The following is a 25,017-nucleotide window of genomic DNA, read 5'->3' as shown; positions in this document are numbered from 1 at the left end:
GAAGGGGTCGCACGGCGCAACGGCGCCGTGCGACCCCTTCCCAATTCGGGCACCAAGTGAAGCAGGTCCAGGAGCATCCATGCTCCTGGTGGGGCGGGTCCGGGAGGGGCAAAGCCCCTTCCGGGACAGCACCTCACACCCGCATCGGCATCAGCACGTAGAGCGCTTCCGGCTTCGCCGCGTCCGCGACGATGGTGGGCGCGGAGCCGTCGGCGAAGCGGAATTCCACGGTCTCGCCGATCTGGTCGGTGATGTCGGCCAGGTAGCGCGCCTGGAACCCGATCTCGAGCGGTGTGGAGCTGTACTTCACCACGTCCTGGTCCAGCTCCTCCTGGGCCTGGCCCATGTCGGTGGAGGCGGCGGAGAGCACCAGCAGGTTGCGGTCGACCGAGAGCTTCACGGGGCGGGAGCGTTCGCTGCTGATCGCGGCGACGCGCTTCACGGCTTCCGCGAAGGCCTTCTTGTCGACGCTCAGCACCTTGTCGTTGCCGCGCGGGATGACGCGCTCGTACTCCGGGAAAGTGCCGTCGATCAGCTTGCTGACCAGGGTCACGGTGCCGAGTGCGAAGCGGATCTTGGTGTCCGAGAGCCGCAGCTCGATCTCGTCCTGCGTCTCCTCCGCGAGCTTGCGGAGCTCGTTCACGGTCTTGCGCGGGATGATGACGCCCGGCATGCCGGACGCACCTTCCGGCAGCGGCTCCTCGACGCGGGCCAGGCGGTGGCCGTCGGTCGCGACCGCGCGCAGCACCGGCGCGCCTTCGGCGGCCGCGGCATGCAGGTAGATGCCGTTCAGGTAGTAGCGCGTCTCCTCGGTCGAGATCGCGAACTTGGTCCGGTCGATCAGGTCGCGCAGCACGCCCGCCTTGATCGAGAAGACGGTCGGCAGCTTGCCCTCGGTCATCGAGGGGAAGTCGTCCACCGGCAGCACCATGAGCGAGGTCGCGAAGCGGCCCGCGCGCAGCGCCAGCGGCGCGTCGCCGCCGCCGTGGTCGAGCTCGACCCGGGCGCCGTCGGGCAGGTTGCGCACGATCTCATAGAGGGTCGCTGCGGGCGCCGTGGTGCGCCCGGCGCGGGCGACGGTGACGCCTGGCACCTCCTCCTGCACCGCGATCTCCATGTCGGTCGCGACCAGGCGCAGCACGCCCTGCTGCGTCGCCTCGATCAGCACATTGGCGAGGATGGGAATGGTGTTGCGGCGCTCGACGACGCTCTGCACATGCGCCAGCGCCTTCAGCAGCACCGCCCGGTCCACGGTGAACTTCATTGGTCCCTACCCCGCCATCCCGTGTTGCGTGGGTGCCCTGCGCGGCACCGCCGCGCCGGCGCCCCGCCGATTGACCCGTCCCCGCCGAGGCCGCGGCGCGGGTCGCGCCGGCCTGGCCCGCCCTGCGGGGTCGCGCACCATAACAGCCGGGAGTCACTGGGGAAAGCGCGGCGAAGCCTGCCATTGCTGGCCGCATGGTCCGCCCCACGAGCAGATCGCCGGAGGGCGGAATCGCCCGGAGGCGTGAATCTGCTCGCCAGACAAAGGGCCGGAGCATTTGAGGTGAGCCGAAGCGAACGAAAAATGCTCTAGGCTCCCCCGCCAAGCGCCGCCAATGGCGCGCAAGACGCTGAGGACGCACGGCCTGTCGTCAAGACCAGTGGTTGGAGCATCCGATGGTGAAACTCTCGCGTCCGGCTTCGGCCGGGCATGGCCTGCCGGGCCGCCGCGCGATCCTGGCGCTGCCGGCGCTGCTCGCCGCGCACCGGGCCGCCGCCCAGGCCGCCTTTCCGGAGGCCGGCCGCACGCTCCAGCTCATCGTTCCCTACCCGCCGGGCGGCGGGAACGACATCGGCGCCCGGGCACTGGCCCCCTTGCTGGAGCAGGAGCTCGGGATTGGCGTGGTCGTGCAGAACCGCGCCGGCGCCGCCAGCCAGATCGGCATGACCCAGGTCGCGCGCGCCAGGCCCGACGGCTACACGATCGGCTATGGCCTCTGGCCGCAGACCACGACGCTCTACCTCGATACCGCCCGCCAGGCCGGCTTCACACGGGAGAGCTTCACGCCGCTGGCGCTGCACGTCGTCGATCCCGGTGCGATCCTGGTCCAGGCCGGCAGTCCGCTCCGCAGCCTGGCCGATCTCGTCGCCGCGGCGCGTGCCCGCCCGGACGACCTCCGCATGTCAGACAACGGCCAGCTCGGCCATGAGCATCTGGCGTCGATCCGCCTGCAGCGGCTGGCCGGCATCCGCTTCAACCAGATCCACTACCAGGGCGCGGGTCCGGCGGTGACGGCGCTGCTCGCCGGCCAGACCGAAGCCGGGATCTTCGCCGTCGGCACCTCCGCCTCCCTGATCCGCCAGGGCGCGATGCGCGCGATCGCGGTGCTGTCGCGGGAGGAAAGCCCTTTCCTGCCTGGCGTCGCGACCGCGGTCGCGCAGGGCTATGACATCGTCGCCGGCTCCACCCGCGCCTTCGTCGGCCCGGCCGGCCTGCCGGCCCCGGTCCAGGCGCGGCTGGCGCAGGCGCTCGAGCGCGCCATCGCCTCGCCCGAGCATGCCGACCGCATGCGCCAGCTCAGCATCCCCATCACCTTCCAGGGTCCCGAGGGCTTCGCGCGCTACTGGATCGATGAGGAGCGCACGCTCGGCCCGCTGGTCGCGGAGCTGACACGCGAAGGCCAGCGCGACTAGATATCGCCCGGGGCCTGAAGTGGCCCGCAAGACAGAAGGCTCAGGAAGGAAACGCCATGCGTCCCATCGTCCCGCTCGCCGCGTTGCTGCTGCTCGGGTGTGCCGGCGGCGGCGGCAACGGCGCCGGCGCTGGCTGCGCCTCCTATGAGGTCGGGTTCCAGCGCCTGATCGGCGGCAGCCTGGAATCCGCCCGCGCGACGCTCGCCAGGATGCCCGGCATCCAGAGCGTCCGCGTGGGCGGGCCGAACACGCCGATGACGCGCGACTATCGGCCGGACCGTGCGACCGTGATCGCCGAAGGGGACACGGTGCGCAGCATCACCTGCGGCTGAGCTCGCAACCGGCGGCCTGATTCCGCATCCATCTGTCAGGCGCGATATCCGCGCCTCACCGCCCCGGCGCCCTGCCATGCGGCAGAGCGAAGAGCAGCGCGAGGGTGATCGCCGTTGCGGCCGCGCTGTAGATGGCCGCGGCCGTGAAGGCCTGCGCATAGGCGGCCGGCTCCACTGCGCCGGCCGCACGGGCGTGATCCAGGGTGGCGAAGAAAAGGATGCCGACGATCGCGACGCCGAGCGCGCCGCCCACCTGCTGCATCGTGCTCAGCATGCCGGAGGCGGATCCGGCGTGCCCTTCATGGATGCCGCTCAGGATCGCGTTCAGGAGCGGCGTCATGAGCAGCCCCTGCCCGGTACCGAGGACGACGAAGGCCAGGATGAGGTCCCGCGCCTCGAGCGGCGAGACCATCGCGGCCGTCCCGCCGGCGATCGCGCTGCCCAGCAGCGCGATCGCTGCACCCCCGATCAGGACGGCGCGCCGGTGATGCAGCGTGAGGCGGCCGGCGACGACGGAGGCGATCACGAAGGCCACGCCAAGCGTCGAGAAGATCAGCCCCGCCTCGAGCGGGGAGCGTTGCAGGCCGAGCTGCAGCAGGAAGGCGGTGGCGAGGAAGAAGGCGTTCAGCGAGGAATAGAAGGCCAGGACCAGCAGCATGCCGATCGCGAAGGCGCGGTCGCGGAACAGGCCGGTCTCCAGCAGGGGCGATGCCTGGCGCAGGGATCGCCGGTGCTGGTGGAGGGCGAAGCAGGCCAGCACCGGCACGGACAGCAGGAGCATCGCGATGGACCAGGCAGGCCATCCCGCCTCCCGCCCCTCGATCAGGGGGTAGAGCAGCAGCCCGAGCCCGAGCGCGCTGAGGCCGACGCCCGCGAGGTCGAGGCGCCGCGCATCCGGGGAGCGGGATTCCTGGATCATCCGGGGCGCGGCAGCGAAGGCCGCGAGGCCGACCGGGATATTGACCAGGAAGACCGGGCGCCAGGCGAGCCCCCACAGATCCGCCTCGACGAGGACGCCGCCGAGGAGCTGGCCGGTGATCCCGGCAAGGCCCAGCACCGCCCCCATCACCGCGAAGGCGGTGGTGCGCTGCCGCGGCTCCGCGAAGGTGACCCGGATCAGGGAGAAGACCTGCGGGAACAGGATCGCGGCGGCAAGCCCCTGCAGCAGCCGCGCGACGATCAGCGCCGCCGGCGTTGGCGCCAGGCCGCAGGCCGTCGAGGTCGCCGTGAAGCCCACCAGGCCGATGAGGAACATGCGCCGCCGGCCGAAGATGTCGCCGAGCCGCCCGCCGGTGATGAGCGCGATCGCATAGGCGAGGCCGTATCCGGCCACCACCAGCTCCGCCTCCGCGAAACTGGCGCCGAGATCGCTGCGGATGCTTGGGATCGCGACGTTGACGATCATCACGTCCATGATCGTCATGAAGGCGCCGGCTAGCATGACGATCAGGCCAGCCCAGAGCCGCCAGGCGCTCCGCACCGCGGCGCCGGCATCCGCATCCGTGGTCGCCGGCCCGGCCTGGTTCCAGGCCGCAGGGCAGCGCCCCGCGATCGGCTGTGCATCGCTCATCGCTCTCTCCTGTCGCGTAGCCGGGAAGGCATCCCCGAGGCGGTCGAGACTGGCGATGCGGCGGACCCGCCGCGATTACCGCGGAGGTCATGCTCGCCCTGCGCCCTGGGGTTCGCTGGACGGGAGGATGGCGCACGGGTTATACTATTAGTAGAGGGGTATTTATCCTGTTATCTGCGCTGACAGGCTGACGGATCATGGTGACGCTGACCCGCAGTGGCGCGAGGCGCGCGCTGTCCGACTTCGTGCGCGACCGGCGGGCCAGGACGCGGCCGGAGGATGTCGGCCTCGTCTCCGGCGCGCGCAGGCGCACGCCCGGCCTCCGGCGGGAGGAGGTGGCGCAGCTCGCGGGTGTGGGCGTCACCTGGTACACGTGGTTCGAGCAGGGCCGCGACATCCAGGTCTCGACGCATTTCCTGGAATGCGTCTGCCGGGCCCTGTCGCTGGACGCGGTGGAGCGCGCGCATCTCTTCACGCTCGCGCAGCACCGGCCGCCGCCGCATGCACCCGCCGAGGTGCCGGTGGTCTCGGGCGCCGTCAGGGCGATGCTGAACAGCCTGCCGAACCCCGCCTACATCAAGACATCTCGCTGGGATGTCGTGGCCTGGAATGCGGCGGCCGCGGCGATGTTCGGGGACTACGCGCTGTTGCCGCCGGAGCGGCGCAACACCCTCCGGCTCGTGTTCACCGACCCGGCCTATCGCCAGATGATGCCCGACTGGGGGGAGGATGCGCGGCGGGTGCTCGCCAAATTCCGGCTGGACCATGGCCGCGCCCATGGTGATCCGGGCTTCGCGTCCCTGGTCGAGGAGCTACTGGCGATGAGCCCCGATTTCCGGCGCTGGTGGCCGCTGCTGGATGTCTCCGGCCGCGGGGAGGGCGTGAAGCGCCTCCGGCACGAGGCGCTTGGCCTGATCGAGTTCGAGCACACCGCCTTCACGGTCGAAGGCGCGCCGGATCTGCGGCTGGTCGTCTTCACGCCGGTGCTGGAAGCGGATCGGCGGCGGCTGCGCCGGTTGCTGGAAGGCGCGGCCGGCGCGCCGTGACGTGCCTCAGACCTCGAGCATCCGCCTGAGCAACTCCACATCCTCGGCGAAGCCGCTGTCGGCCTGCATCAGCTCCGCGATGCGGGAAACGGCGTGCATGACGGTGGTGTGGTCGCGGTTGCCGAACCGCCGGCCGATCTCCGGCAGCGAGCGCTGCGTGAGCTGCTTCGCGAGATACATCGCGACCTGCCGCGGCCGTGCCACGTTGCGCGCGCGGCGGGCGGAGGACATGTCGGTGAGGCGGATGTTGTAGTGCTCCGCCACGCGCTTCTGGATCTCCTCGATGGTCACGCGCCGGTCGTGTGCGCGCAGGATATCCTTCAGCACCTCCTGCGCGGTTTCGATCGTCACCTCGCGGCCGAACAGGTTGGCGTGCGCGATCAGCCGGTTCAGCGCGCCTTCGAGTTCCCGCACATTCGACGTGATCTTGTGCGCGAGGAACTCCATCACGCGCTTGTCGACCTTGGCCGAAGCGGCGATCGCCTTCGCCTCCAGGATCGACAGGCGCAGTTCGTAGGTCGTCGCGTGCAGGTCGGCGACCATGCCGCAGCCGAGCCGGGTGCGCAGCCGGTCCTCCAGCCCGTTCAGGTCGGAAGGCGACTTGTCGGCGCTGACCACGATCTGCTTGCCGGCATCGACCAGCGCGTTGAAGGTGTGGAAGAACTCTTCCTGCGTGTTGTCCTTGCCGATCAGGAATTGCAGGTCGTCGATCATCAGCACGTCGACGGAGCGCAGGCTCTCCTTGAACTCCATCGTCGACTGGGAACGCAGCGCCGCGATGAAGCGGTACATGAACTTCTCGGCGCTCATGTAGGCGATGTTGCGCTGGCTATGCGCCTCGCGGATCGCCCAGGCGACGCTGTGCATCAGATGCGTCTTGCCGAGGCCGACGCCGCCATAGAGGAACAGCGGGTTGAAGCCCGGGGACGCGGGCTTCTCCGCCACGCGGCGCGCGCAGGCATAGGCGAATTCGTTGGGCTTGCCGACCACGAAGGTGTCGAAGGTGAAGCGTGGATCGAGCGGCGCGGACCAGTCGGACCGCGGGTCGGGCTTCACCTCCGCGCGCGGCTCCGGCCGCGACGGCGCCAGCGTCTCGGCCAGCCCGCCTTCGGCCTGCTGATCGTCGGCGCTGTCGGTGACGCGCGCATTCGCCGCCACGCGCACATCGATGCGACGGATGCCGACATTCTCCTGCACCCAGAGCGCGCGCAGGCGATCGCCGTAATGGCCACGCACCCAGTCGCGCAGGAAGCGCGTGGGCAGCAACACGACGGCCTCCTCGCCATCGATGCCGGCCAGGGTCATCTGCCGCAGCCAGGTGCGATACTCGACTTCGCCCACTTCCTCACGCAGACGGCCGCGGACGCGCGCCCAGCACTCCGCTAGCTGCGGCGCGGGTGCCAAGGGCGATACACCGACGTCCTTCTCCATGCGCCGCACCTGCCACCCCCTCTGAACCAGACGCCACACACCCTCTGAAGAGCACTCTCCGGCGGAGCGGCGAAGCATTCTGAAAGGCTTCGCCACCGCCGACTGGCCTTCACGATCCGCATCGCCAGAGCTTGCCCGGCGATAGGATGTTCCAGCCAGTCTGCCCTGCTTTGGGCGCCTGGTCCTGCGCTGTTATCGACACGATATCGCGTGCCGTTTGAGGCGGCAAACGCGAACTGCTCCGGAAAAAAACTAGTGGCTGCGCCATGACCCTGACGCGCGCGAACGCGCGCGCGCATGAAACCGCGCGTGCGTGTTCGGACAGATCAGGATGATGGAAGGCGCGCGGCGATGCCGCGCGCGTTCAGGCCTGCGCGGCGATCGCCTTCACGCGGGCCGACAGGCGCGACAGCTTGCGCGCCACCGTGTTCAGGTGCAGGACGCCCTTGGTCACCGCCCGCTGCATCTCCGGCTGCGCGACCTTCAGCGCCTCGGTCGCCTGCGCCTGGTCGCCGGACGCGATCGCCAGCTCCACCTTGCGGATGAAGCCGCGCACGCGCGAACGCCGCGCCTTGTTGCGGATCGTGCGCTTCTCCGTCTGGCGGATGCGCTTGCGGGCGGAGGCGTTGTTCGCCATGGCTATCGGTACACCAATGCAAGAGGGTCGGGCGGGCCGTGGGCAGCCCCCGGCGAAGGCGCGGCTTTTATCCCCAGGGGTGGCCCGGCGTCAAGCGCGACGCACGGGCAAGGGTCGGCAGCCGGGCATCAAGTGTACCAGCGGATCGGTCCTTTGACCGATCCGAGGCCGCGAATGCGGCCCGCCGGTCGTCCGGCGAAGCCAAGCCGCGCGGATGCGCGGCGCCCGGCGTCTGAGGGTCCTCGATCAACGATCCGAGGCCGCTGATATCATCGATTGGTGAAGGCGGGTTTCCGCTTTTCGGCAAAGGCGGCCATGCCCTCCTTCTGGTCGGCAGTCGCGAAGAGGCCGAGGAACATCCGTCGCTCCGCCTTCACCCCCTCGGTCAAAGTGGTCTCATAGGCCGTGTTCACCGCGTCCTTGGCGATCGCGATGGAGGGGCCGGAGAGGCTCGCGATCTTCTCGCCGATCTTCACCGCCTCCGGGATCAGCTCGGCCAGCGGCACCACCCGGCAGACCAGGTTGGCGCGCTCGGCCTCCGCCGCGTCCATCATCCGGGCGGTCAGGATCATCTCCATGGCCTTGGACTTGCCGATGGCGCGGGTCAGCCGCTGCGACCCGCCGGCGCCCGGAATGATGCCGAGGTTGATCTCCGGCTGGCCGAACTTCGCATTGTCGGCGGCCAGGATCATGTCGCACATCATCGCCAGCTCGCAGCCACCGCCGAGCGCGAAGCCCGCGACCGCGGCGATCACCGGCTTCCTGATCTCGAGCACCGTCTCCCAGCGATCGCCGATGAAGTCATCGAAGATCACGTCCGGGAAGGTGCGGTCCTTCATCTCCTTGATGTCGGCACCCGCCGCGAAGGCCTTCTCGCTGCCGGTCAGGATGATGGCGGCGATCCCCGGATCCTTGTCGAAGGCACGCAGCGCCTCACCCACCTCACTCATGAGCTGGTCGCAGAGCGCGTTCAGCGCCTGCGGGCGATTGAGGCGGATGATGCCGACCTTGCCCTGGGTTTCGACCAGGATCATGCCGTATTCGGCCATGGCGGTGTTTCCTCGAGGATGCCTAAGGGGGAAAAGGGGTAGCGCAGCGGGCTGCCCGCCTCAACGCTGCACCCGCGCGCAATAGAAGGTGGAACGGCCGGCCTGGGTGATCCGCCGGATGCCCGGACAGAGGCCGTCGCAGCGTGCGCAGCGCTCTCCTTCCCGGCCATAGACCAGGAAGCGTTCCTGGAAGACGCCGAGCTCCCCATCCGCGCGCACATAGTCGCGGAGCGAGGATCCGCCGGCCGCGATGCTCTCCGTCAGCACCGCCTTGATCTCCGGCACCAGCCGTGCGGCGCGGGTACCGGCGACGCTGTATGCAAGGCGCTTCGGCGAGATCCCCGCGCGATGCAATGCTTCGCACACATAGATATTGCCAAGCCCTGCGACCACGCGCTGATCGAGCAGCGCCGCCTTGATCGGCGTCCGGCTGCGCACGATGCGCAGCGACAGCGCTTCGGCGCTGAAGGCGCCCTCCAGCGGCTCCGGTCCCAGGTCGCGGAGCAACCTGTGCGTGTGCTCCTCGGCCGTCACCATCAGGTCCACGGCGCCGAAGCGGCGCGGGTCGACGAAGCCGATGCGCCAGCCCGCCTCGGTCTCGATCACCAGGTGCTCATGCGCCTCGGGTGGATTGTTATGCCCCCGCGCGTCGGAGAAGACCCCCTGCGGCGCCATCCGCGGCAGCGGCGCCGCATCCATGCGCCGCGCCACCATCCGCCCGGACATGCCGAGATGGATCAGCGCGCTCTCGCCGCCTTCCAGCCGCATCAGCATGTATTTGGCGCGCCGGCGGAACCCCAGCACGCGCTGCCCTTCCAGCCGCGCGGCGAGCCGTTCCGGAAAGGGCCAGCGCAGTCCGACGCGATTGACCGCGACGCGCGCGATGCGGGTGCCGGTCAGCACCGCGTCCAACCCACGCATCACCGTCTCGACCTCGGGCAGTTCCGGCACCCGGCGTTCCCCTGTTGCTCGCGCCAAGCTAGACTGCGGCCATGGCGAGCGACACCCCCACCACCGATTTCGGCTATCGCGACGTCCCCAGGGCCGCCAAGGCCGGGCTGGTGCGCGAGGTCTTCGAGAGCGTGGCCCCCCGCTACGACCTGATGAACGACCTGATGTCGCTCGGTATCCACCGTATCTGGAAGCGCATCTTCGTCAACGCGATCGGCGCGACCCCGCGCGAGACCCTGCTCGACCTCGCGGGCGGCACCGGCGACATCGCCTTCCTGGCACTCGAACGCGGCGCCGGCCGCGTGATCCTCTCCGACGTCAATCCCGCCATGCTCGCGGTCGCGGAGAAGCGCGCGCTCGACCGCGGCATCGTGAAGGGGCTGTCCGTCCTCGCCGTGGACGCGGAGCACATCCCGCTGCCCGACCGCAGCGTGGAGAAGGTCTCGATCGCCTTCGGCCTGCGCAACTGCACCGACAAGGACGCCGTGCTGCGAGAAGCCTATCGCGTGCTGCGTCCCGGCGGGCGCTTCCACTGCCTGGAATTCTCCCGCGTCGAGGTGGCGGTCCTGGAACGACTCTACGACGCCTGGTCCTTCAAGGCGCTCCCCGTCCTCGGCGCGCGCTTCGCCGGCGATGCCGAGAGCTACCGCTACCTCGCCGAGAGCATCCGCATGTTCCCCGACCAGGAGAGGCTCGCGGGGATGTTGAATGCGGCCGGTTTCGAAAGAGTGCAATACCGTAACATGTCTGGCGGTATCGTCGCGATCCACACTGGTTGGCGGCTGTAAGAGCGCCGCCGGCAAGGAACGGAGAGCAGCATGGCGACCGCGATCAACGAGACCTATTGGCGCGACAGCCGCCTGAAGGCCGAGGCCGAGGGCTACCAGTTCAATCGGGACGGCAGCCCCAGCATGATCGCGGACGACAATCCCGATCCGGCGAAGCGCAACCCGCTCGGCCTCTTCGACCGCAATGGCGGCCTGGTCGCGATGCGCCGCGTCGAGCTCGCCGAAGACAACATGATGTACCGCTTCGCCGACAGGAAATATCTCAACGGCGACCCGGCGATGCTGAAGACGACGCTGAACTCCCCCTGGTGGATGGAGGAGGACCGGATGTTCCTCCTGCTCTCCCGCGCCCGCACCGCCGGCGCGAAACTCATCGACATGGCGCGCAACCAGCTTGCCCTGCCGGCGGATTGGACCGCCGCCGATATTCTGGTCCGCGCCCGGCCGAAGCCCGGCATCCTGCTCGCAGCGCATGCCGGCCCCGGCCGCACCGTGAACGTCGCCAGCGGCCGCTACACCGTGCCGCGCGGCGAGGCGCCGCATCTCTTCATCGATCAGCTCTATGTCCCGGGCCTCGGCACCATCCAGGGTGACCGTGCCAAGGGTCAGGCCAATGCCGAAGCCTGGTTTGATCTCTCGACGCTCCGGGCCTTCGATCCTGCCGCGCGCGGGCTGAACCCCTGATGCTCGAAGGCCGCCGCATCCTGCTGATCGTCTCGGGCAGCGTCGCGGCCTACAAGGTGCTGGAGCTGACGCGCCTGCTGCGCAAGGCAGGCGCCTCCGTCACCCCGATCCTCACCGCCGGCGGCGCCCGCTTCGTCACCCGCGAAGCGCTCGCCGCCATCAGCGGCGAACGCGTGCATGACGATCTCTGGGCCGCCGAAGCGGATATCGGCCATATCCGCCTGGCCCGCCCGCCCGATCTCGTCGTCGTGGCGCCCGCCTCCGCCGACCTGCTCGCGAAGATGGCGGCGGGCCTCGCCGACGACCTCGCCAGCACCGTGCTGCTCGCGACCCGCGCGCCGATCCTGGCCGCACCCGCGATGAACCCGGCGATGTGGGACCACCCGGCGACGCGCGCCAACACCGACGCGCTGCGTGCCCGCGGGGTCGGCTTCGTGGGCCCCGCTGATGGCGCGATGGCCGAGCCCGAAAGCGGCCCCGGCCGTCTCGCCGAGCCCGAGATCATTTTCGACGCCATCCGCGCGCAGCTTGCTCCCGCCGCGCAACCGCTCGCCGGCCGGCATGTGGTGGTCACCAGCGGGCCGACACATGAGCCGATCGATCCCGTGCGCTACATCGCCAACCGCGCCAGCGGCCGCCAGGGCCACGCCATCGCCGCAGCGCTCGCGGCACTCGGCGCCCGCGTGACCCTGGTCACCGGTCCGGTGACGCGGCCCGATCCCGCCGGCGTCACCACCATCCACATCGAATCCGCGCGCGAGATGCTCGCCGCCGTCGAGGCGGCACTCCCCGCCGATGCCGCGGTCTTCAATGCCGCCGTCGCCGATTGGCGCGTCGCGCATGAGGCGACCCAGAAGCTCAAGAAGGAACCCGGCAAGGCACCGCCGCCGCTGCCGCTGACCCTCAATCCCGACATCCTCGCCACCATCGCCCGCCACGCTGCGCGCCCGCGCCTCGTCATCGGCTTCGCGGCCGAGACCGAGCGCGTGGTCGAGCACGCGCGGGAGAAGCGCCTCCGCAAGGGCTGCGACTGGATCGTCGCCAATGATGTCTCAGGCGACGTCATGGGCGGCGCCGAGAACACCGTGCACCTGGTCACCGCCACCGGCGTGGAGGACTGGCCGCGCATGCCCAAGGAACAGGTCGCGGCGAAGCTCGCCGCGCGCATCGCCGAAAGCCTCGCATGAGCCTCACGATCAAGGTCACCCGCCTGCCGCACGCCGAAGGTCTTCCCCTGCCCTCCTACGCCACCGAAGGTGCGGCCGGGATGGACCTGCTCGCCGCCGTCACCGCGCCGGTCACCATCCTGCCCGGCGGCCGCGCCCTGATCCCGACCGGCCTCCGCCTCGCCATCCCCACCGGCCACGAATTGCAGGTGCGCCCGCGCTCCGGCCTCGCGCTGAAGAACGGCATCACCCTGCCGAACAGCCCCGGCACCATCGATGAGGATTATCGCGGCGAGCTCGGCGTCATCATCCTCAACGCCGGCACCGAAGCCTTTACCGTCGAACGCGGCATGCGCGTCGCCCAGGCCGTCCTCGCCCCGGTGACCCGCGCCACCTGGGACGAAGTCGCCGAACTGCCCGACACCAACCGCGGCACCGGCGGGTTCGGCAGCACCGGGAGTTAGCGCGTCCCGGAAGGGGCTTTGCCCCTCCCGGGAAGCGCTCACCCCCGATCGCTGGCCGCGACCGCGAGTGCCGCGATGGAGAGCGCCAGGCCGGCGCTGAAGATTGCGGCGTGGCTTTCGCCGGTGGCGGCGAAGAGGGCGGCCATGGCGAAGCCGGTGATGCTTTGCGCCACCGCGAAGCCGGCGGTGGTGCGCACCCAGAGGATGCCGGCCTGCATGCCGGCCCATTCGCGGGCCGCCGCGAGGGCGACGGCGGTGACGCCCATGGCGGCGAAGCCGCCGGTCAGGGCGGCGGCGATGAGCGCGAGCTTGCCGGGGATCAGGGCGAGGCCCATCGCCAGCACCTGGAAGCCCATCCAGAGGGTCAGGGCGCGGCGGCCGCCGAGCGCGTCGGCGAGCCGGCCGCCGGTCAGTGTGCCGGCGATGCCGCCGAGGCCAAAGAGGAGCCAGACGAGGGAGCCGGAGGTGAGGCCGAAGCCGCGGCCGCGCACCGCGAGGTCGGCGAGGTAGACCATGGGCGGCACCAGCCCGGCGCCCGAGAGCGCGTAGGAGAGGATCAGCGCGGTGGCGCGGGGCACGGTGCCGGGCCTGGCGGCGGCACCGGCTTCGGCGGGTGGGCGCGGCCAGCGCGGATGGGCAAAGGCGAGCAGCACCAGCACCAGGCCTGCGAGGCCGAGCCAGGTGGCGCTGAGCCCGGCGGGCAGCAGCAGCGGCACCAGCAGGGAGGCGAGGGAGACGCCGGTGCCGACGCCGCCGATCACCACGCCGGCCGCGGCACCGCGGCGCTGGGGGGCGACGACGGCCTGGACGGACGGCCCGGTGACGCCCATCAGCACGCCGCCGGCGATGCCGGCGAGGCCGCGCCAGGCGGCGAGCCAAACGAGCCCGCCATTCCAGGCACAGGCGGCGAAGGCGAGGGCGACGAGCAGCAGGCCGAGGCTGAGCGTGTTCGGCACGCCGAGCCGTCGCGCGGCGGGCCGGCCGAGCAGCGTGCCCGCCAGATAGCCGGTGAGGTTGACGGCGCCGATCAGCCCGGCGCCGCCGCCATCCACCCAGCCGGCCGCGACCATGGCGGGAAACAGCGGCACATAGGCAAAGCGTGCCAAGCCGATCCCGGAACAGGTCGCCGCCGCACCGGCGAGGGCGGGGCGGAGGAAGGGCAGGCTCATCCCCAAAGCCGCGGCCGCAGGCCGCTACCGGAAAGGCCGGACTGTGAGGCGTCAGCCGATGCAGGCCGAGGCCGCGAATGCGGCCCGCGCGCGACCGACCGCCGCGCGGGGTGCATACCTGACAGCGCGAAAGCCAAGCGGCCGGAGGCCGCGCCCGGCGTCTGAGGGCAAGATCTAACCAGGTGTCTCCAAACCCTGCGCCGCACGCAAGGCGCGGCGCAGCTTGGCGACGCCGGTGCGGACATGGCCGTTGTCACAGAGCCTGAGCCCATCCGCCGCCAGGCTCCGGGCCGGCTCGACGGTGCCACCCGGCAGCGCGGCGACGCGTTGTGCCAGGCTGCCGCAATACTCGGCCGAATCCGTGGTGACGCGTACGTTCTGCGGCTCCGCCGAGAGGCCGGGCGGGCCAGCGCGCAGCACGACGCCCAAGGCGACAGCCATGACAAGCCATTTCCGCATGGGCGCAAGGATGCGGTAAGGCGCATCGCGGGGCGATGGGCAGCGGATGAAGGCCGCGTCATGCGGGGCCGAGGCCGAGGGTCACGCGCAGGCCGGGGCTCTCCCGCCCGGGCTTCGCATCACCGAGCGCCAAGCTGCCGCCATGCAGATGCGCGACCGCCTGCACCAGCGACAGCCCGAGGCCGGAGCCCGGCGTGGTGCGGGCCGCGTCGGCGCGGAAGAAGCGCTCGCCGGCGCGGGCGCGGTCCGCGGGCGCGAGGCCGGGGCCGTCATCCTCCACCACCACCTCGGCGCCGCCATCGGGGCGCAGGGTGGCGGCCAGCAGCACATGCCCATCCGGCGGTGCGAACTTCACGGCGTTGTCGAGCAGGTTCGCCACCGCCTGCAGCAGCAGGTCGCGGTCGCCCACGATCTCCAGCCGTTCGGGGATGCGGGTGTCCAGCACCTGGCCGCGCGCCTCGGCGGCGGCGCCATAGATGTCAGCGGCATCCGCCAGCACCGGGGCCAGGTCGAAGGGCGCGAAGGCACGGCGGCGGGCGCCGGCCTCGGCCTCCGCGATGCGGAGCAGGGCCTGGAACACCCGGCTGATGGCGTCGAGATCGGCGATGCCCTGCTCCACCGCCAGCTTCAGCGCCGCCTCGTCCGGCGCGGTCGCCAGCGCATCCTCCAGCTTGGCGCGGGCGCGGGCGATAGGGGTGCGCAGGTCGTGCGCGATGGCGTCGGAGACGCCGCGCACGCCGCTCATCAGCCGGTCGATGCGGTCCAGCATGGTGTTCATGGTGGCGGCCAGCAGATCGAACTCATCATGCCGCCCGGTCAGCGGCACGCGGTGCGACAGGTCGCCGCCGGCGATGGAAGCGGCGGTCGCGAAGGCAGGCCGCAGCCGGCTGGCCAGCATGCCGCGCATCAGCCAGGCGCCGATGATCGCGAAGGTGATGGCGGCACCGAAGGACCAGGCGACGCCTTCGCCCAGCAATTGGCGGAGCCGCGTCTTCTCATCGATGTCGCGCCCGATCAGCAGGCGGAAGCCGCCCTCCAGCACGATGTCGTGCAGCCTGGCCTCCGCCGGCTGCCCTTCGCGCTGGACGGTGGTGTAGGCCCAGGCGCCGGGGGCGTCGGCCGCCACCGGCCATTGGTTGAGATTGCCGGCGACGCGCCGCCCGTCGGGCGCCTGCAGCATGTAGATCGCGTGATTCTCGATATCGGCGGCCAGCCGGTCTTCGATGCCTTCGACCACGGCGGAGACGCCGCCGTCGCGCCAGCGTTCGGACAACGCCAGCGCATCGGCGCGCACCGCGGCGTCCGTCTGCCGGTCGAGCGCGCCGGCGGTGCCCCACCAGAGCACTGCCGTGAAGGCAATGGCCGCGGTGACGAAGGTGCCGGCGAAGATCAGCGCGAAGCGGGCGCCGGCACTGCGCAGCAGGCCGAGCGGCGGCGCTGTCGCCAGCGCCTCGGCGTGGCGCGCCGGGACCTCGCGCGGCAGGGCGCGGGCGCCGACGCGGTCGTGGCGCATGGCGTCAGGGCACCGCCGCCCGGGCGCCGGCGCGAGGCTCGCGCTGGCGAAGCGGGGGCATCAGGGCTCCGCGCGGATCAGGTAGCCGGCGTTGCGGACGGTGTGGATCAGCGGCCGGTCGAAGCCGCGATCGAGCTTCTGGCGCAGGCGGCTGACATGCACGTCGATGACGTTGGTCTGCGGGTCGAAATGGTAGTCCCACACCTTCTCGAGCAGCATGGTGCGGGTCACCACCTGGCCGGCATGGCGCATCAGGTGCTCCAGCAGGCGGAACTCGCGCGGCTGCACGTCGATGCGCTTGCCGGCGCGCGTCACGGTGCGGGACAGCAGGTCGAGCTCCAGGTCGGCGACGCGCAGCTTGGTCGCCGGCGCGTCGGAGGCCGGGCGGCGGCCGAGCGCCTCGACCCGCGCCAGCAGCTCGGCGAAGGCGAAGGGCTTCACCAGGTAGTCGTCGCCACCGGCCTTGAGCCCCTTCACCCGCTCGTCGACGGCGGAGAGTGCGGAGAGGAACAGGACCGGCGTCTTGTTGCCCTGGGTGCGCAGCGTCTCGACCAGGCGCACGCCATCGACGCCGCCCGGCAGCATGCGGTCCAGCACCATCATGTCGAACTGCTCGGAGGCGGCGAGGAACAGGCCATCGCGGCCGTTCGGGGCATGCTCGACGGTATGACCGGCTTCCTGCAGACCCTTGCGGACGAAGCGGGCGACCTCGACGTCGTCCTCAACCAGGAGAATACGCAATGCGGCGGCCCTCTACGGCACAAGGTTCAGCGGGAGAGTAGGCCTTGTTTGCGGTGGCCTGCTTATCCGCTCCGCTCGCTGCGAAACGCAACGAACTTTGCGGGCAGGACACTAGGCCTCGAAGCTCCAGGGCGCCAGCCGGGGGGGCTTGCCCGGGGAGGGGCGCTGCCCTGCCCCGGACGCGGCTCATCCATTGGTCGCCGGCCGGCGACCGATCTGGACCGCGACCTCCTGCTGGCGGCCGTCGCGGACCAGGGTCAGGCGGACGGTCTGGCCCGGCGGCAGCAGGGCGACGCCGCGCACCAGGCTGCGGGAGCCTTCCAGCCTTTCGCCATTGAGCTGCACCACCACATCACCCTGCCGCAGCCCGGCGCGGGCCGCGGGGCTGCCACGCTCGACCCCCATCACCAGCGCGCCGCGCTGGCCGCGCGCCATGTCGGCGGCGTCCTGCACCGAGACGCCGAGCCAGCCGCGATCGACGCGGCCGCCGCGGATGAGCTGCTCGATCACCGGGCGCGCGAGGTCGGAGGGCACCGCGAAGCCGATGCCGGCGGAGGCGCCGGAGGGCGAGTAGATCGCGGTGTTGATGCCGATCACTTCGCCATTGGTGTTGAACAGCGGGCCGCCGGAATTGCCGGGGTTGATCGGGGCGTCGGTCTGCAGGAAGTCGTCGAAGGCGCCGCCGATGTCGCGGCCGCGGGCCGAGATGATGCCGGAGGTGATGGTGCCGCCGAGCGCGAAGGGATTGCCGGCCGCCAGCACCCAGTTGCCGACGCGCATGGCGGCGGAGGAGCCCCAGGGCACGGTCGGCAGGCTGCGGCGGGACTCGACCTTGAGCAGCGCGAGGTCGGTCAGGTCGTCCACCGCGACGACGCGGGCCGGCAGCTCGGTGCCGTCCTGCAGGCCGACCGTCACGCGGCTGGCGTTGCCGATGACGTGGTTGTTGGTGACGATGAAGCCCGAGGCCTCGATGACGAAGCCTGATCCGGCGCCCTGGGTCTGCGGGCCGCGGAAGCGGTCGCGGAACTGCCGCTCCAGCGGCGTGCCGCGGAGTTCCGGCGGGATGCGCGGGGCTTCCGATCCGGTCACGGAAATGTTCACCACGGCGGGAAGGATGCGTTCCGCCAGATCCGCGAAGTCGGGCAGCAGGGCGCCGCGCTGGGCAAAGGCGGGGATGACGGGGAGGAAGGCAGAGGCGACGAGACCGCTGAAGAGCACGCGGCGGGTGGCGATTGCGGCCATGACGCGGGGAAGGTCCTGTGGATACGGGGGCGAAAGCGCCCTGCCGGCCAATGTGCGTGCGCCCGGGCCCGGCTTCAACTGGAAGCGGGATCCTCGGGCCAGGCATGTTTGGGGTAGCGGCCGCGCATCTCCTTCCGGACCTCTGCCCAGCTTCCGGACCAGAAGCCGGCGAGGTCGCCGGTGACCGCGATCGGGCGCCCCGCCGGGGAGAGCAGTGCCGCCTGCAGCGGCACGCGCCCACCGGCCAGCGGCGGCAGGCGGGCGAGGCCGAACAGGTGTTGGGCGCGGGCTTCGAGGGTCGGCACCTCCCGCGCGTAGTCGATCGCCGCCGACCGGCCGGCGGGCAGCGCCAGGCGGGTGGGCAGGGCGGCGTCCAGGGCGCGGCGCTGCTCATAGGGCAGGGCGCCGGCCAGCACCTCATGCAGATCGAGGGCGCCGAGCTCCGCGAGCTTCGTGCGGCCGGCGCACCAGGGGGCCAGCCAGTCGCGGGCGGTGGCGATGAGGGTGGCGTCGGAGAGGTCGGGCCAGGCCTCGCCCTCCGCCCGGCGCATCCAGCCGATCCGGGCCTGGAGCTGGCGGGCCGCGTCGGACCAGCGGAGGTCGCGCAAGCCGCGCTCCGCGGCCGCGACCGCCAATGCCTCGGCGACCAGGGCCGGATCGACGGCATCGAGTGGCGCCTCCTCCAGCACCAAGGGGCCGAACATCAGCCGGCGGCGGGCGAGGACGGCGCCGGCCCGGGCGTCGAAGGCGGCGCCTTCCTCCCGCCGCAGGCGGTCGGGGAAGCGGGATTCGAGGATGGCGCGATCGAGGGGGGCCGCCATGCGGATGCGTGCCTCGGTGCCCTGCAGCTCCAGATCGGCGACGGCGAGCAGCGCCGATTTGCGCAGCGGATCGGTCGCCGGCAGCCGGGCGCCCTGGCCGGAGGCGAGGCGGAAGGCGCCTTCCATGGTGCCGCGCCGGGCGGCGATGCGGTCCGGGAAGCCGGCGGCGAGCAGGGCGCCGGCATCGCCTTCGGCTTCCGCGCCAGCGGGGACGCCGAGGCGCCGGCGATGCATGGTCGCGGCGCGGCGGATCCGGGCGACGGCGCCGCGATCGGCCGCGGCGTCGTCGCGCCCCTGCAGCAGGTCGAGGCGGAGATGGATGTCCGACGGCGCTTCCCGCCCGCGGATCGGGTCGCGTTCCTCCAGCAGGGCGGCGAGGTCGGCGGCGAGCGCCGCCTCGCCCTCATGCGCGGCTTCCAGCATCATCCGGGCCAGACGCGGATGGGTGCCGAGGCGGGCCATGCGCCGGCCGGTCGCGGTGATGCGACCCTCGGCGTCGAGTGCATCGAGGTCGCGCAACAGCGCGCCGGCGGCGGCGAGCGCGCCGGCGGGCGGCGGGTCGAGGAAAGCGAGCGAAGCGGGCTCGGCACCCCAGGCGGCACAGTCGAGCGCGAGCGAGGAGAGCTCGGCCTCCAGGATCTCCGGCCGGTCGGCGGGCGCGAGGCCGCGATGCAGCGCCTCGGTCCAGAGGCGATAGGCGATGCCAGGCGCCTCGCGGCCCGCGCGCCCGGCGCGCTGCTCGGCGGCGGCGCGGGAGATGCGGAGGGTCGCCAGCCGCGCCAGGCCGGTCGCGGGGTCGAGGCGCGGGGCGCGGCGGAAGCCGCCATCGACCACGATGCGGACGCCCGGGACAGTGAGCGAGGTCTCGGCGATCGAGGTCGCCAGCACGACCTTGCGGCGCGGCCCCGGGGTCAGCGCCCGGTCCTGCTCGGCGGGCGGCAACTCGCCGTGCAGCGGCAGGACATCGGCATCGAGGCCAGCGAGGCGCTCGGCGGTACGCCGGATCTCACCCCAGCCGGGCAGGAAGGCGAGCAGGTCGCCGGGATTCTCGCGCAGCGCCTCCCGGATGGTGCCGGCCATGGCTTCCGGCAGGTCGCGCGCGTCGGTGAGCTCGCGTGCGCGATGGACGATGCGCACGGAATGGGCGCGGCCCATGCTTTCGATGATGGGCGCGTTCGGCGGTCCGATCGTCGGAGCGCCGTCAGGCGCGGAGGCGTGAATCGGCCCGCCCCTCAAAAGCCTGGCGAAGGCGCCGCCGTCGATGGTCGCCGACATCGCCAGCAGCCGGATCTCGGGGCGCAGCGCCGATTGCAGGTCGAGGCAGAAGGCCAGCGCCAGGTCGGTGTCGAGATTGCGCTCATGCGCTTCGTCGAAGATTACGCCGGCGACGCCCTCGAGCCCCGGATCGGATTGCAGGCGGCGGACCAGCAGGCCTTCGGTGACGACCTCGACCCGGGTCGCCGCCGAGATGGCGCGGTCGAGCCGCGTGGAAAGGCCGATGGTCTGGCCGGGTGCCTCGCCCAGGGTATCGGCCATGCGCCGGGCGGCAGCGCGGGCGGCGACGCGGCGGGGCTCCAGCAGCAGCAGCTTGCCGGCGGCGGCCCAGGGCTCGTCCTTCAGGATGAGCGGCACGAGGGTGGTCTTGCCGGCGCCTGGCGGCGCGATGAGCACGGCATTGGGGCCGGTGCGCAGCGCCTCCGTCAGGGCCGGCAGCGCCTCGCGCACGGGAAGGGTGTCGGACATCGCGCGGGGTTTAGCGGGGTTATGGGGGGCCGTCGCCCCTCGGCCCATACCCTCAGCGCCGCCGCGGCCCGATCTCCGGCATGATGAGGATCTCCGGCTGCACCGCGCCGCCCGAAAGGTCGGCCGGCGGCAGGTCGCAGGATGGGCGGAGCGGCCCGCAATCCCATGCGAAATGATCACCGCGGCCGGTGAGTTGCCCGCCGCGCTCGAAGCGGCAGGCGCAGAGGCGGCCCGACATGCAGGCGACCTGGCCTTCGCGGGCCGGGCCGCAGCGCGCGGGGTCGGGGGCGAGCGTCAGGCCTGGTGCGGGCGTCGCCAAGGGGGGTGGCATCGGGGCCTGCTGCGCCTGGGCGGGCAGCGGCTGTTCCGGCGCCTTGCCCTCGCCCGACAGCGGCGGGGGGGCGGGTTCGGCCTCTACGACGGAGGGGGCGACAGCCAAGGGCGGAATGGTGGAGGGGGCGGCGGCGACAGGCCCGCGGGGAGGCAGGGTCCCCGGGCCGAGCAGCGGGCGCGCATCCTGCGCCATCGCCGGCAGCGCGATCAGCAGCAGCAGGAGGAGGAAGCGCCACATGCCGCCATCCTGCACGCGCGATCCTTGCCGCGCGGTTTACGCAAGTCAGGTCAAAGGCGGCCAGCCGGCCCCGGCCAGATGCGTGCGCAGCGCGGCGATAACCTCGGACGGCTTGGCGCCCTCGGCGCGGAGGCGGGTGCGGAGCGCCGCGACCTCCGCCAGGTGCTCCGCCCATTCCGGGCCGAACTGGGCTTCCAGCCATTCCCGCAGCGCGACCGCCAAGGTCGGCGCGCCGCCGGCGGTGGAGACGGAGAGCAGCAGGTCACCGCGGCGCACGATGGAGGGGACGTGCAGGTCGCAGAGATCCGGCACGTCCTCGATATTCACCGGCGTGCCGCGCGCCCGCGCCTCGGCTGCCAGCCATTCGGAGTCCGCGCGGGAGAGGCCGGCGCCGAAGACCAGCCGGGCGGCGTCGAGCGCCGCCGCGTCGGGACGGGTGGAGAGCACCGTCAGGCGCGTGATGCCGGCGGCTTCCAGCAGGGCGCGGCGCTTGTCGAAGGCGGGCCCTTCGCCCACCAGCAGCACCGGCGTCGTCGGCAGGAAGACGAGGGGCAGCATCAGGCGGCTTTGGTCTCCCCTACTAGCAGCCCGCGCACCGCATCGGCACCGATGCGGCTGCAGAAATCCCCGAAACCCTCGCCCGCCACGCGCTGCGCCGCATAAGCGGCGAGCACCGGGTCGAGGGTCGCGCCCACCGCTTCCTGCTTCACCTTATCGGCCAGCGGGAAGGACAGGCGGGTGCCGGCGAAATCGCCACCGACGAAGAGAGTGTAGAGGCCGGGGGCGCGGCCGACCACGCCGATATCGCCGGCATAGGGCCGGGCGCAGCCATTCGGGCAGCCGGTCAGGCGCAGGCTGATCCGCTCGCCGAGCAGCCCGTGGCGGGCGAGCGCCGCCTGGACATCGGCCAGGATCGGGTGGTGCACGCGCTCCCCTTCGGCCAGCGACTGGCCGCAGGTCGGCAGCGCCACGCAGGCGAGCGACCAGCGCGCGAGCGGCGTCAGCTCCTCCGCGAAGACCGCACCGTGGTCGCGCAGGATGGCCTCGATCGCCGGGCGGTCGGCGGCGGCGATGTCGGACAGGATCAGGTCCTGCTGCGGCGTCGCGATCGGGTTCGGGGCGAAGCGGCGCACCACCTCCCGCAAGCCTTCCCGCAGCCGGCCGGCGATGCGGCCGGAGGCGATAGGCAGGCCGAGCCAGAGCCTGCCGTCGCCCTGCTCATGCCAGCCGAGCAGCTCCGGCACCGCGAGCTTCGGCAGGGCGGGGGCGGGCGCCAGGGGCCGGCCGAGATCGGCTTCCAGCCGCTCCCGCACCCAGGCGACGCCCTTCTCGGCGACCACGTATTTCAGCCGGGCGTGCTTGCGGTCGGAGCGGTCGCCATGGTCGCGGGACAGGCGGACCACGGCTTCGGCCACCTCCAGCACCTCGTCGGGGCCGATCAGGGCGATGGGGTCGGCCAGGCGCGGATAGGTGGCGGGCTTGTTGTGGGTCATGCCCATGCCGCCGCCGATGGTCAGGATCCAGCCCGTCAGCGCCTCGCCTTCGGTCACCGCAATGAAGCCGAGGTCGTTGGCGAGCACGTCCGGCGTGTTGTCGGCAGGATGGACCAGGGCGATCTTGAACTTCCGCGGCAGGTAGGTCGGGCCGTAGAGCGGCTCATCGACCGCCGCCGCCTCGTCGCCCTCCTCACCGAGGAAGAGCTGGTGATGGGCGCGGGTCCGCGGCAGCAGCGCGGAGGAGAGGCGGAAGGCCTCCGCCTCCAGCCGAGCATGCAGGGCATCCCGGCGCGGCGCCGGGGAGGTGATGACGTTGCGCACCACGTCGCCGCAGGCGGCGAGGGTGGTCAGCAGCGTCTCGTTGATCGCCGCGATGGTGCCCTTCAGGTTCTCCCGAATTACGCCGTGGAATTGCACGCCCTGGCGGGAGGTCAGCCGCAGGGTGCCGTCGGCATGGGTATCGGCCAGCGCATCCAGGGCCAGGAACTGGGCAGCGGTCAGCCGCCCGGCAGGGGCGCGGACCCGGACCATGAAGGACCAGTCCTTGTCCTCGCCCCGCTGCTTGCGCTCGGTCGCGGTATCGCGATCAAACTGCTCATAAGTGCCGTGGAATTTCAGCAGCGTGTAGGACGCCTCGGAAAGCCCGCCACGCACGTCATCGGCGCCGATCTCCTCGGCGATGGTGCCGCGCAGGCCCAGGCTGCCGCGCTTGATGGCCTCGGCGCCGGAGGGGGGCTTCACGGTGGTGCCGTCGGGCATCGGGGAAAACCTCGGGAAAAATCGCTTGCGGCACCTAAATCCCAAATCTACCATTCGTCAAACGTGAATCTGGAAACCCGCGTATGTCGGCCGTTGATGTCGCCTCCACCCTGCCCGAGACCGACGCGCCCCGCCCCGGCGAGGTGTGGCTGGTCGGCGCCGGGCCGGGCGACCCCGGCCTTTTGACCCTGCGCGCCGCGGAAGCGCTGCGGCGCGCCGACCTGGTGCTGCACGATGCGCTGCCCGGCCGCGGCGTGCTGCGGCTGATCCGGGCCGGGGCGACGGTGGTCAATGTCGGCAAGCGCAAGGGCCAGGCGCCGGTGCCGCAGGCAGCGATCAACCGGCGCCTGGTGGAAGGCGCCCGCGCGGGCTTCCGTGTGGTGCGGCTGAAGGGCGGCGATCCCTTCCTGTTCGGCCGCGGCGGGGAGGAGGCGCTGGCGCTGAACGCCGCCGGCATCCCCTGGCGGCTGGTCCCCGGCGTCTCAGCCGGCACAGCAGTCCCGGGGGCGGCCGGCGTGCCGCTGACCCATCGCGGCATCGCCAGCGCCGTCACCTTCGTCACCGGCCATGACGAGGCCGGCGGCCTGCCGGGCGCGGTGGACTGGGATGCGCTGGCCCGCCTCGGCGGCACCATCGCCGCCTTCATGGCGCTCTCCCGCCTCGATGAGATCGCGCTCCGGCTGCTGGCGGCCGGACGGGCGCCGGAAACCCCGGTCGCGGTCATCGCCCAGGGCAGCACCGCGGCGCAGGCGACGCTCCGCACCACGCTCGGCGCATGCACCCTCGCGGCACGGCGGGCCGGGCTGCCCGGCCCCGCCATGGTGGTGATCGGCGAAGCCGCCGGCCTCGCGGCGGGTTTGCTGCCCGAGGCGGCCGATGGCGCCGATGTGCCGGCGGAGCGCCGCGCCCATGCATAGGATCGCGACCATGCCGCTCGATTTCCGCGACGCCCCGCCGCGCCTGGCGCCGCCGCCCGCGCCGGAACCGCCGCTCGACGAATGGAGCGACCTCTGGGGCATCGAGGAACCGGCCGTCCCGGCGGTGGCCGTGCTGCTGGCGGTCGCCGCGGCGGTGGCCGCGATCGCGGTGCTCTACTTCATCGGAGGGTGAACTCAACGGCGCGAGTTCTTCCTCGCGCCGAACGCCCGAAGGCCGCGCCCGGCGACTGAGGGCAAAGGAATCAGATCGCGAAGTTCAGCGGTTCGTTCACCGGGCGGCGCAGGCCCTTGGCGGCGGCGCGGCGCAGCAGGTCGTCGATGGTGATGGCCGCCAGCTTCTCCCGCAGGCCGGCTTCCAGCTCCTGCCAGAAGGGCAGGGTGACGGCCTCGGAGAGGCGGCCGGTGCTTTCCGGCTCGCCCCCCTCGTCGTCGATGGCGGCGGAGACGACGTCGAGCAGCGTCATGTCGCGCGGGGCGCGGCCCAGGCGGTAGCCGCCGCGCGGCCCGCGCAGGCTGTCCAGCAGGCCGGCGCGCGACAGCGTCTGCAGCAGCGGCTCGATGCCACGCCGGGCGGCGCCCAGGCGGTCGGCGATGTCGCCGGCGCCGGTCACCTCCTCGCCGCGGCCGACATGGAAGGCGACGTCCAGCAGGATGTCGATGGCGAGCAGCGGGCGGTCGTGACGGATCAGCATGGCGAGCATATATACGCTGACACGGTGTGAAATTCCAGCCTCCCAACGCGCCACAGGTGGCAGCCGGAAGCACGGCGAT

25 protein-coding genes are annotated in these 25,017 nt (G+C 71.9%); 9 read left to right on the top strand and 16 right to left on the bottom strand.

Annotated elements, in window-relative coordinates:
• Window positions 1-133: 133 nt before the first annotated feature.
• Window positions 134-1,264 carry a DNA polymerase III subunit beta gene (dnaN, locus tag GXW71_RS25390; protein ID WP_211855496.1) on the bottom strand — a complete coding sequence of 377 codons (1,131 nt, stop codon included), beginning with the start codon at window positions 1,262-1,264 and terminating at the stop codon, window positions 134-136.
• Between the two features lie 395 nt (window positions 1,265-1,659).
• Here dnaN and GXW71_RS25385 point away from each other — a divergent pair, with 395 nt between their 5' ends.
• The gene (locus GXW71_RS25385; protein WP_211855495.1) at window positions 1,660-2,676 is read left to right on the top strand and encodes a tripartite tricarboxylate transporter substrate binding protein; all 1,017 of its coding nucleotides are present in this window, start codon (window positions 1,660-1,662) and stop codon (window positions 2,674-2,676) included.
• Between the two features lie 56 nt (window positions 2,677-2,732).
• Complete coding sequence (locus GXW71_RS25380) at window positions 2,733-3,008, top strand: hypothetical protein (RefSeq protein ID WP_211855494.1); 276 nt, start codon at window positions 2,733-2,735, stop codon at window positions 3,006-3,008.
• 55 nt (window positions 3,009-3,063) lie between these two features.
• Here the strand turns inward: GXW71_RS25380 and GXW71_RS25375 are convergent, their stop codons facing one another.
• Window positions 3,064-4,578, bottom strand: a complete 1,515-nt coding sequence (locus tag GXW71_RS25375) for an MFS transporter (protein ID WP_211855493.1) — start codon at window positions 4,576-4,578, stop codon at window positions 3,064-3,066.
• 197 nt (window positions 4,579-4,775) lie between these two features.
• Here GXW71_RS25375 and GXW71_RS25370 point away from each other — a divergent pair, with 197 nt between their 5' ends.
• A complete protein-coding gene (locus GXW71_RS25370; RefSeq protein ID WP_211855492.1) occupies window positions 4,776-5,624 on the top strand; it encodes a helix-turn-helix transcriptional regulator in 849 nt (282 codons plus the stop codon).
• Between the two features lie 6 nt (window positions 5,625-5,630).
• Here GXW71_RS25370 and dnaA read toward each other — a convergent pair whose 3' ends face one another.
• From dnaA to mutM, 4 genes are all read right to left on the bottom strand, one after another.
• A complete protein-coding gene (gene dnaA / locus GXW71_RS25365) occupies window positions 5,631-7,055 on the bottom strand; it encodes a chromosomal replication initiator protein DnaA (protein WP_211855491.1) in 1,425 nt (474 codons plus the stop codon).
• Between the two features lie 364 nt (window positions 7,056-7,419).
• Entirely contained in the window at window positions 7,420-7,692 is a 273-nt protein-coding gene (rpsT, locus tag GXW71_RS25360) for a 30S ribosomal protein S20 (protein WP_211855490.1), read from the bottom strand.
• Between the two features lie 269 nt (window positions 7,693-7,961).
• Window positions 7,962-8,741, bottom strand: a complete 780-nt coding sequence (locus GXW71_RS25355) for an enoyl-CoA hydratase (protein WP_211855489.1) — start codon at window positions 8,739-8,741, stop codon at window positions 7,962-7,964.
• A gap of 60 nt (window positions 8,742-8,801) precedes the next feature.
• On the bottom strand, window positions 8,802-9,692 hold the full coding sequence (mutM, locus tag GXW71_RS25350) for a bifunctional DNA-formamidopyrimidine glycosylase/DNA-(apurinic or apyrimidinic site) lyase (protein WP_211855488.1): 891 nt from the start codon (window positions 9,690-9,692) through the stop codon (window positions 8,802-8,804).
• Window positions 9,693-9,733: 41 nt separating this feature from the next.
• Here mutM and GXW71_RS25345 point away from each other — a divergent pair, with 41 nt between their 5' ends.
• From GXW71_RS25345 to dut, 4 genes are read left to right on the top strand one after another with little or no spacing between them, the layout of a single operon-like run.
• Window positions 9,734-10,480: a class I SAM-dependent methyltransferase gene (locus GXW71_RS25345; RefSeq protein WP_211855487.1), complete on the top strand. Its 747-nt coding sequence runs from the start codon at window positions 9,734-9,736 to the stop codon at window positions 10,478-10,480.
• Window positions 10,481-10,510: 30 nt separating this feature from the next.
• Window positions 10,511-11,164, top strand: a complete 654-nt coding sequence (locus GXW71_RS25340; RefSeq protein WP_211855486.1) for a hypothetical protein — start codon at window positions 10,511-10,513, stop codon at window positions 11,162-11,164.
• Window positions 11,164-12,351, top strand: a complete 1,188-nt coding sequence (coaBC, locus tag GXW71_RS25335; protein ID WP_211855485.1) for a bifunctional phosphopantothenoylcysteine decarboxylase/phosphopantothenate--cysteine ligase CoaBC — start codon at window positions 11,164-11,166, stop codon at window positions 12,349-12,351. The genes GXW71_RS25340 and coaBC overlap by 1 nt, the downstream gene beginning before the upstream one ends.
• Window positions 12,348-12,794, top strand: coding sequence for a dUTP diphosphatase (dut, locus tag GXW71_RS25330; RefSeq protein ID WP_211855484.1), 447 nt, complete (start codon window positions 12,348-12,350; stop codon window positions 12,792-12,794). The genes coaBC and dut overlap by 4 nt, the downstream gene beginning before the upstream one ends.
• Window positions 12,795-12,832: 38 nt before the next feature.
• On the opposite strand, the gene GXW71_RS25325 is transcribed toward dut, so the two are convergent.
• The 9 genes from GXW71_RS25325 to GXW71_RS25285 all read right to left on the bottom strand — a co-directional run bounded on the left by GXW71_RS25325 (window position 12,833) and on the right by GXW71_RS25285 (window position 23,308).
• Window positions 12,833-13,963 carry a YbfB/YjiJ family MFS transporter gene (locus tag GXW71_RS25325; RefSeq protein ID WP_211855483.1) on the bottom strand — a complete coding sequence of 377 codons (1,131 nt, stop codon included), beginning with the start codon at window positions 13,961-13,963 and terminating at the stop codon, window positions 12,833-12,835.
• A gap of 174 nt (window positions 13,964-14,137) precedes the next feature.
• The gene (locus GXW71_RS25320; RefSeq protein ID WP_211855482.1) at window positions 14,138-14,404 is read right to left on the bottom strand and encodes a hypothetical protein; all 267 of its coding nucleotides are present in this window, start codon (window positions 14,402-14,404) and stop codon (window positions 14,138-14,140) included.
• 76 nt (window positions 14,405-14,480) lie between these two features.
• Window positions 14,481-15,935, bottom strand: a complete 1,455-nt coding sequence (locus GXW71_RS25315; protein WP_211855481.1) for a sensor histidine kinase — start codon at window positions 15,933-15,935, stop codon at window positions 14,481-14,483.
• A gap of 60 nt (window positions 15,936-15,995) precedes the next feature.
• A complete protein-coding gene (locus GXW71_RS25310) occupies window positions 15,996-16,676 on the bottom strand; it encodes a winged helix-turn-helix domain-containing protein (RefSeq protein ID WP_211855480.1) in 681 nt (226 codons plus the stop codon).
• 186 nt (window positions 16,677-16,862) lie between these two features.
• On the bottom strand, window positions 16,863-17,918 hold the full coding sequence (locus GXW71_RS25305) for a trypsin-like peptidase domain-containing protein (protein ID WP_211855479.1): 1,056 nt from the start codon (window positions 17,916-17,918) through the stop codon (window positions 16,863-16,865).
• Window positions 17,919-17,992: 74 nt separating this feature from the next.
• A complete protein-coding gene (hrpB, locus tag GXW71_RS25300; protein ID WP_211855478.1) occupies window positions 17,993-20,482 on the bottom strand; it encodes an ATP-dependent helicase HrpB in 2,490 nt (829 codons plus the stop codon).
• Window positions 20,483-20,534: 52 nt separating this feature from the next.
• The gene (locus tag GXW71_RS25295) at window positions 20,535-21,053 is read right to left on the bottom strand and encodes a hypothetical protein (protein ID WP_211855477.1); all 519 of its coding nucleotides are present in this window, start codon (window positions 21,051-21,053) and stop codon (window positions 20,535-20,537) included.
• A 45-nt stretch (window positions 21,054-21,098) separates the two neighbouring features.
• Window positions 21,099-21,611: an NAD(P)-dependent oxidoreductase gene (locus GXW71_RS25290; RefSeq protein WP_211855476.1), complete on the bottom strand. Its 513-nt coding sequence runs from the start codon at window positions 21,609-21,611 to the stop codon at window positions 21,099-21,101.
• A complete protein-coding gene (locus tag GXW71_RS25285; protein ID WP_211855475.1) occupies window positions 21,611-23,308 on the bottom strand; it encodes an NADPH-dependent assimilatory sulfite reductase hemoprotein subunit in 1,698 nt (565 codons plus the stop codon). The genes GXW71_RS25290 and GXW71_RS25285 overlap by 1 nt, the downstream gene beginning before the upstream one ends.
• An 83-nt stretch (window positions 23,309-23,391) precedes the next feature.
• Here GXW71_RS25285 and cobA point away from each other — a divergent pair, with 83 nt between their 5' ends.
• On the top strand, window positions 23,392-24,225 hold the full coding sequence (gene cobA, locus GXW71_RS25280) for a uroporphyrinogen-III C-methyltransferase (RefSeq protein ID WP_211855474.1): 834 nt from the start codon (window positions 23,392-23,394) through the stop codon (window positions 24,223-24,225).
• The gene (locus GXW71_RS25275) at window positions 24,218-24,418 is read left to right on the top strand and encodes a hypothetical protein (protein ID WP_211855473.1); all 201 of its coding nucleotides are present in this window, start codon (window positions 24,218-24,220) and stop codon (window positions 24,416-24,418) included. Before cobA ends, GXW71_RS25275 begins: the two co-directional genes overlap by 8 nt.
• A gap of 70 nt (window positions 24,419-24,488) precedes the next feature.
• On the opposite strand, the gene GXW71_RS25270 is transcribed toward GXW71_RS25275, so the two are convergent.
• Window positions 24,489-24,938 (bottom strand): RrF2 family transcriptional regulator, encoded by a 450-nt coding sequence (locus tag GXW71_RS25270; RefSeq protein ID WP_211855497.1) that lies wholly within the window; start codon window positions 24,936-24,938, stop codon window positions 24,489-24,491.
• Window positions 24,939-25,017 lie beyond the last annotated feature (79 nt).

It is taken from the genome of Plastoroseomonas hellenica (assembly GCF_018129085.1).
GTDB classification, from domain to species: domain Bacteria; phylum Pseudomonadota; class Alphaproteobacteria; order Acetobacterales; family Acetobacteraceae; genus Plastoroseomonas; species Plastoroseomonas hellenica.
This window is presented reverse-complemented; position numbering and strand designations above follow the sequence as displayed.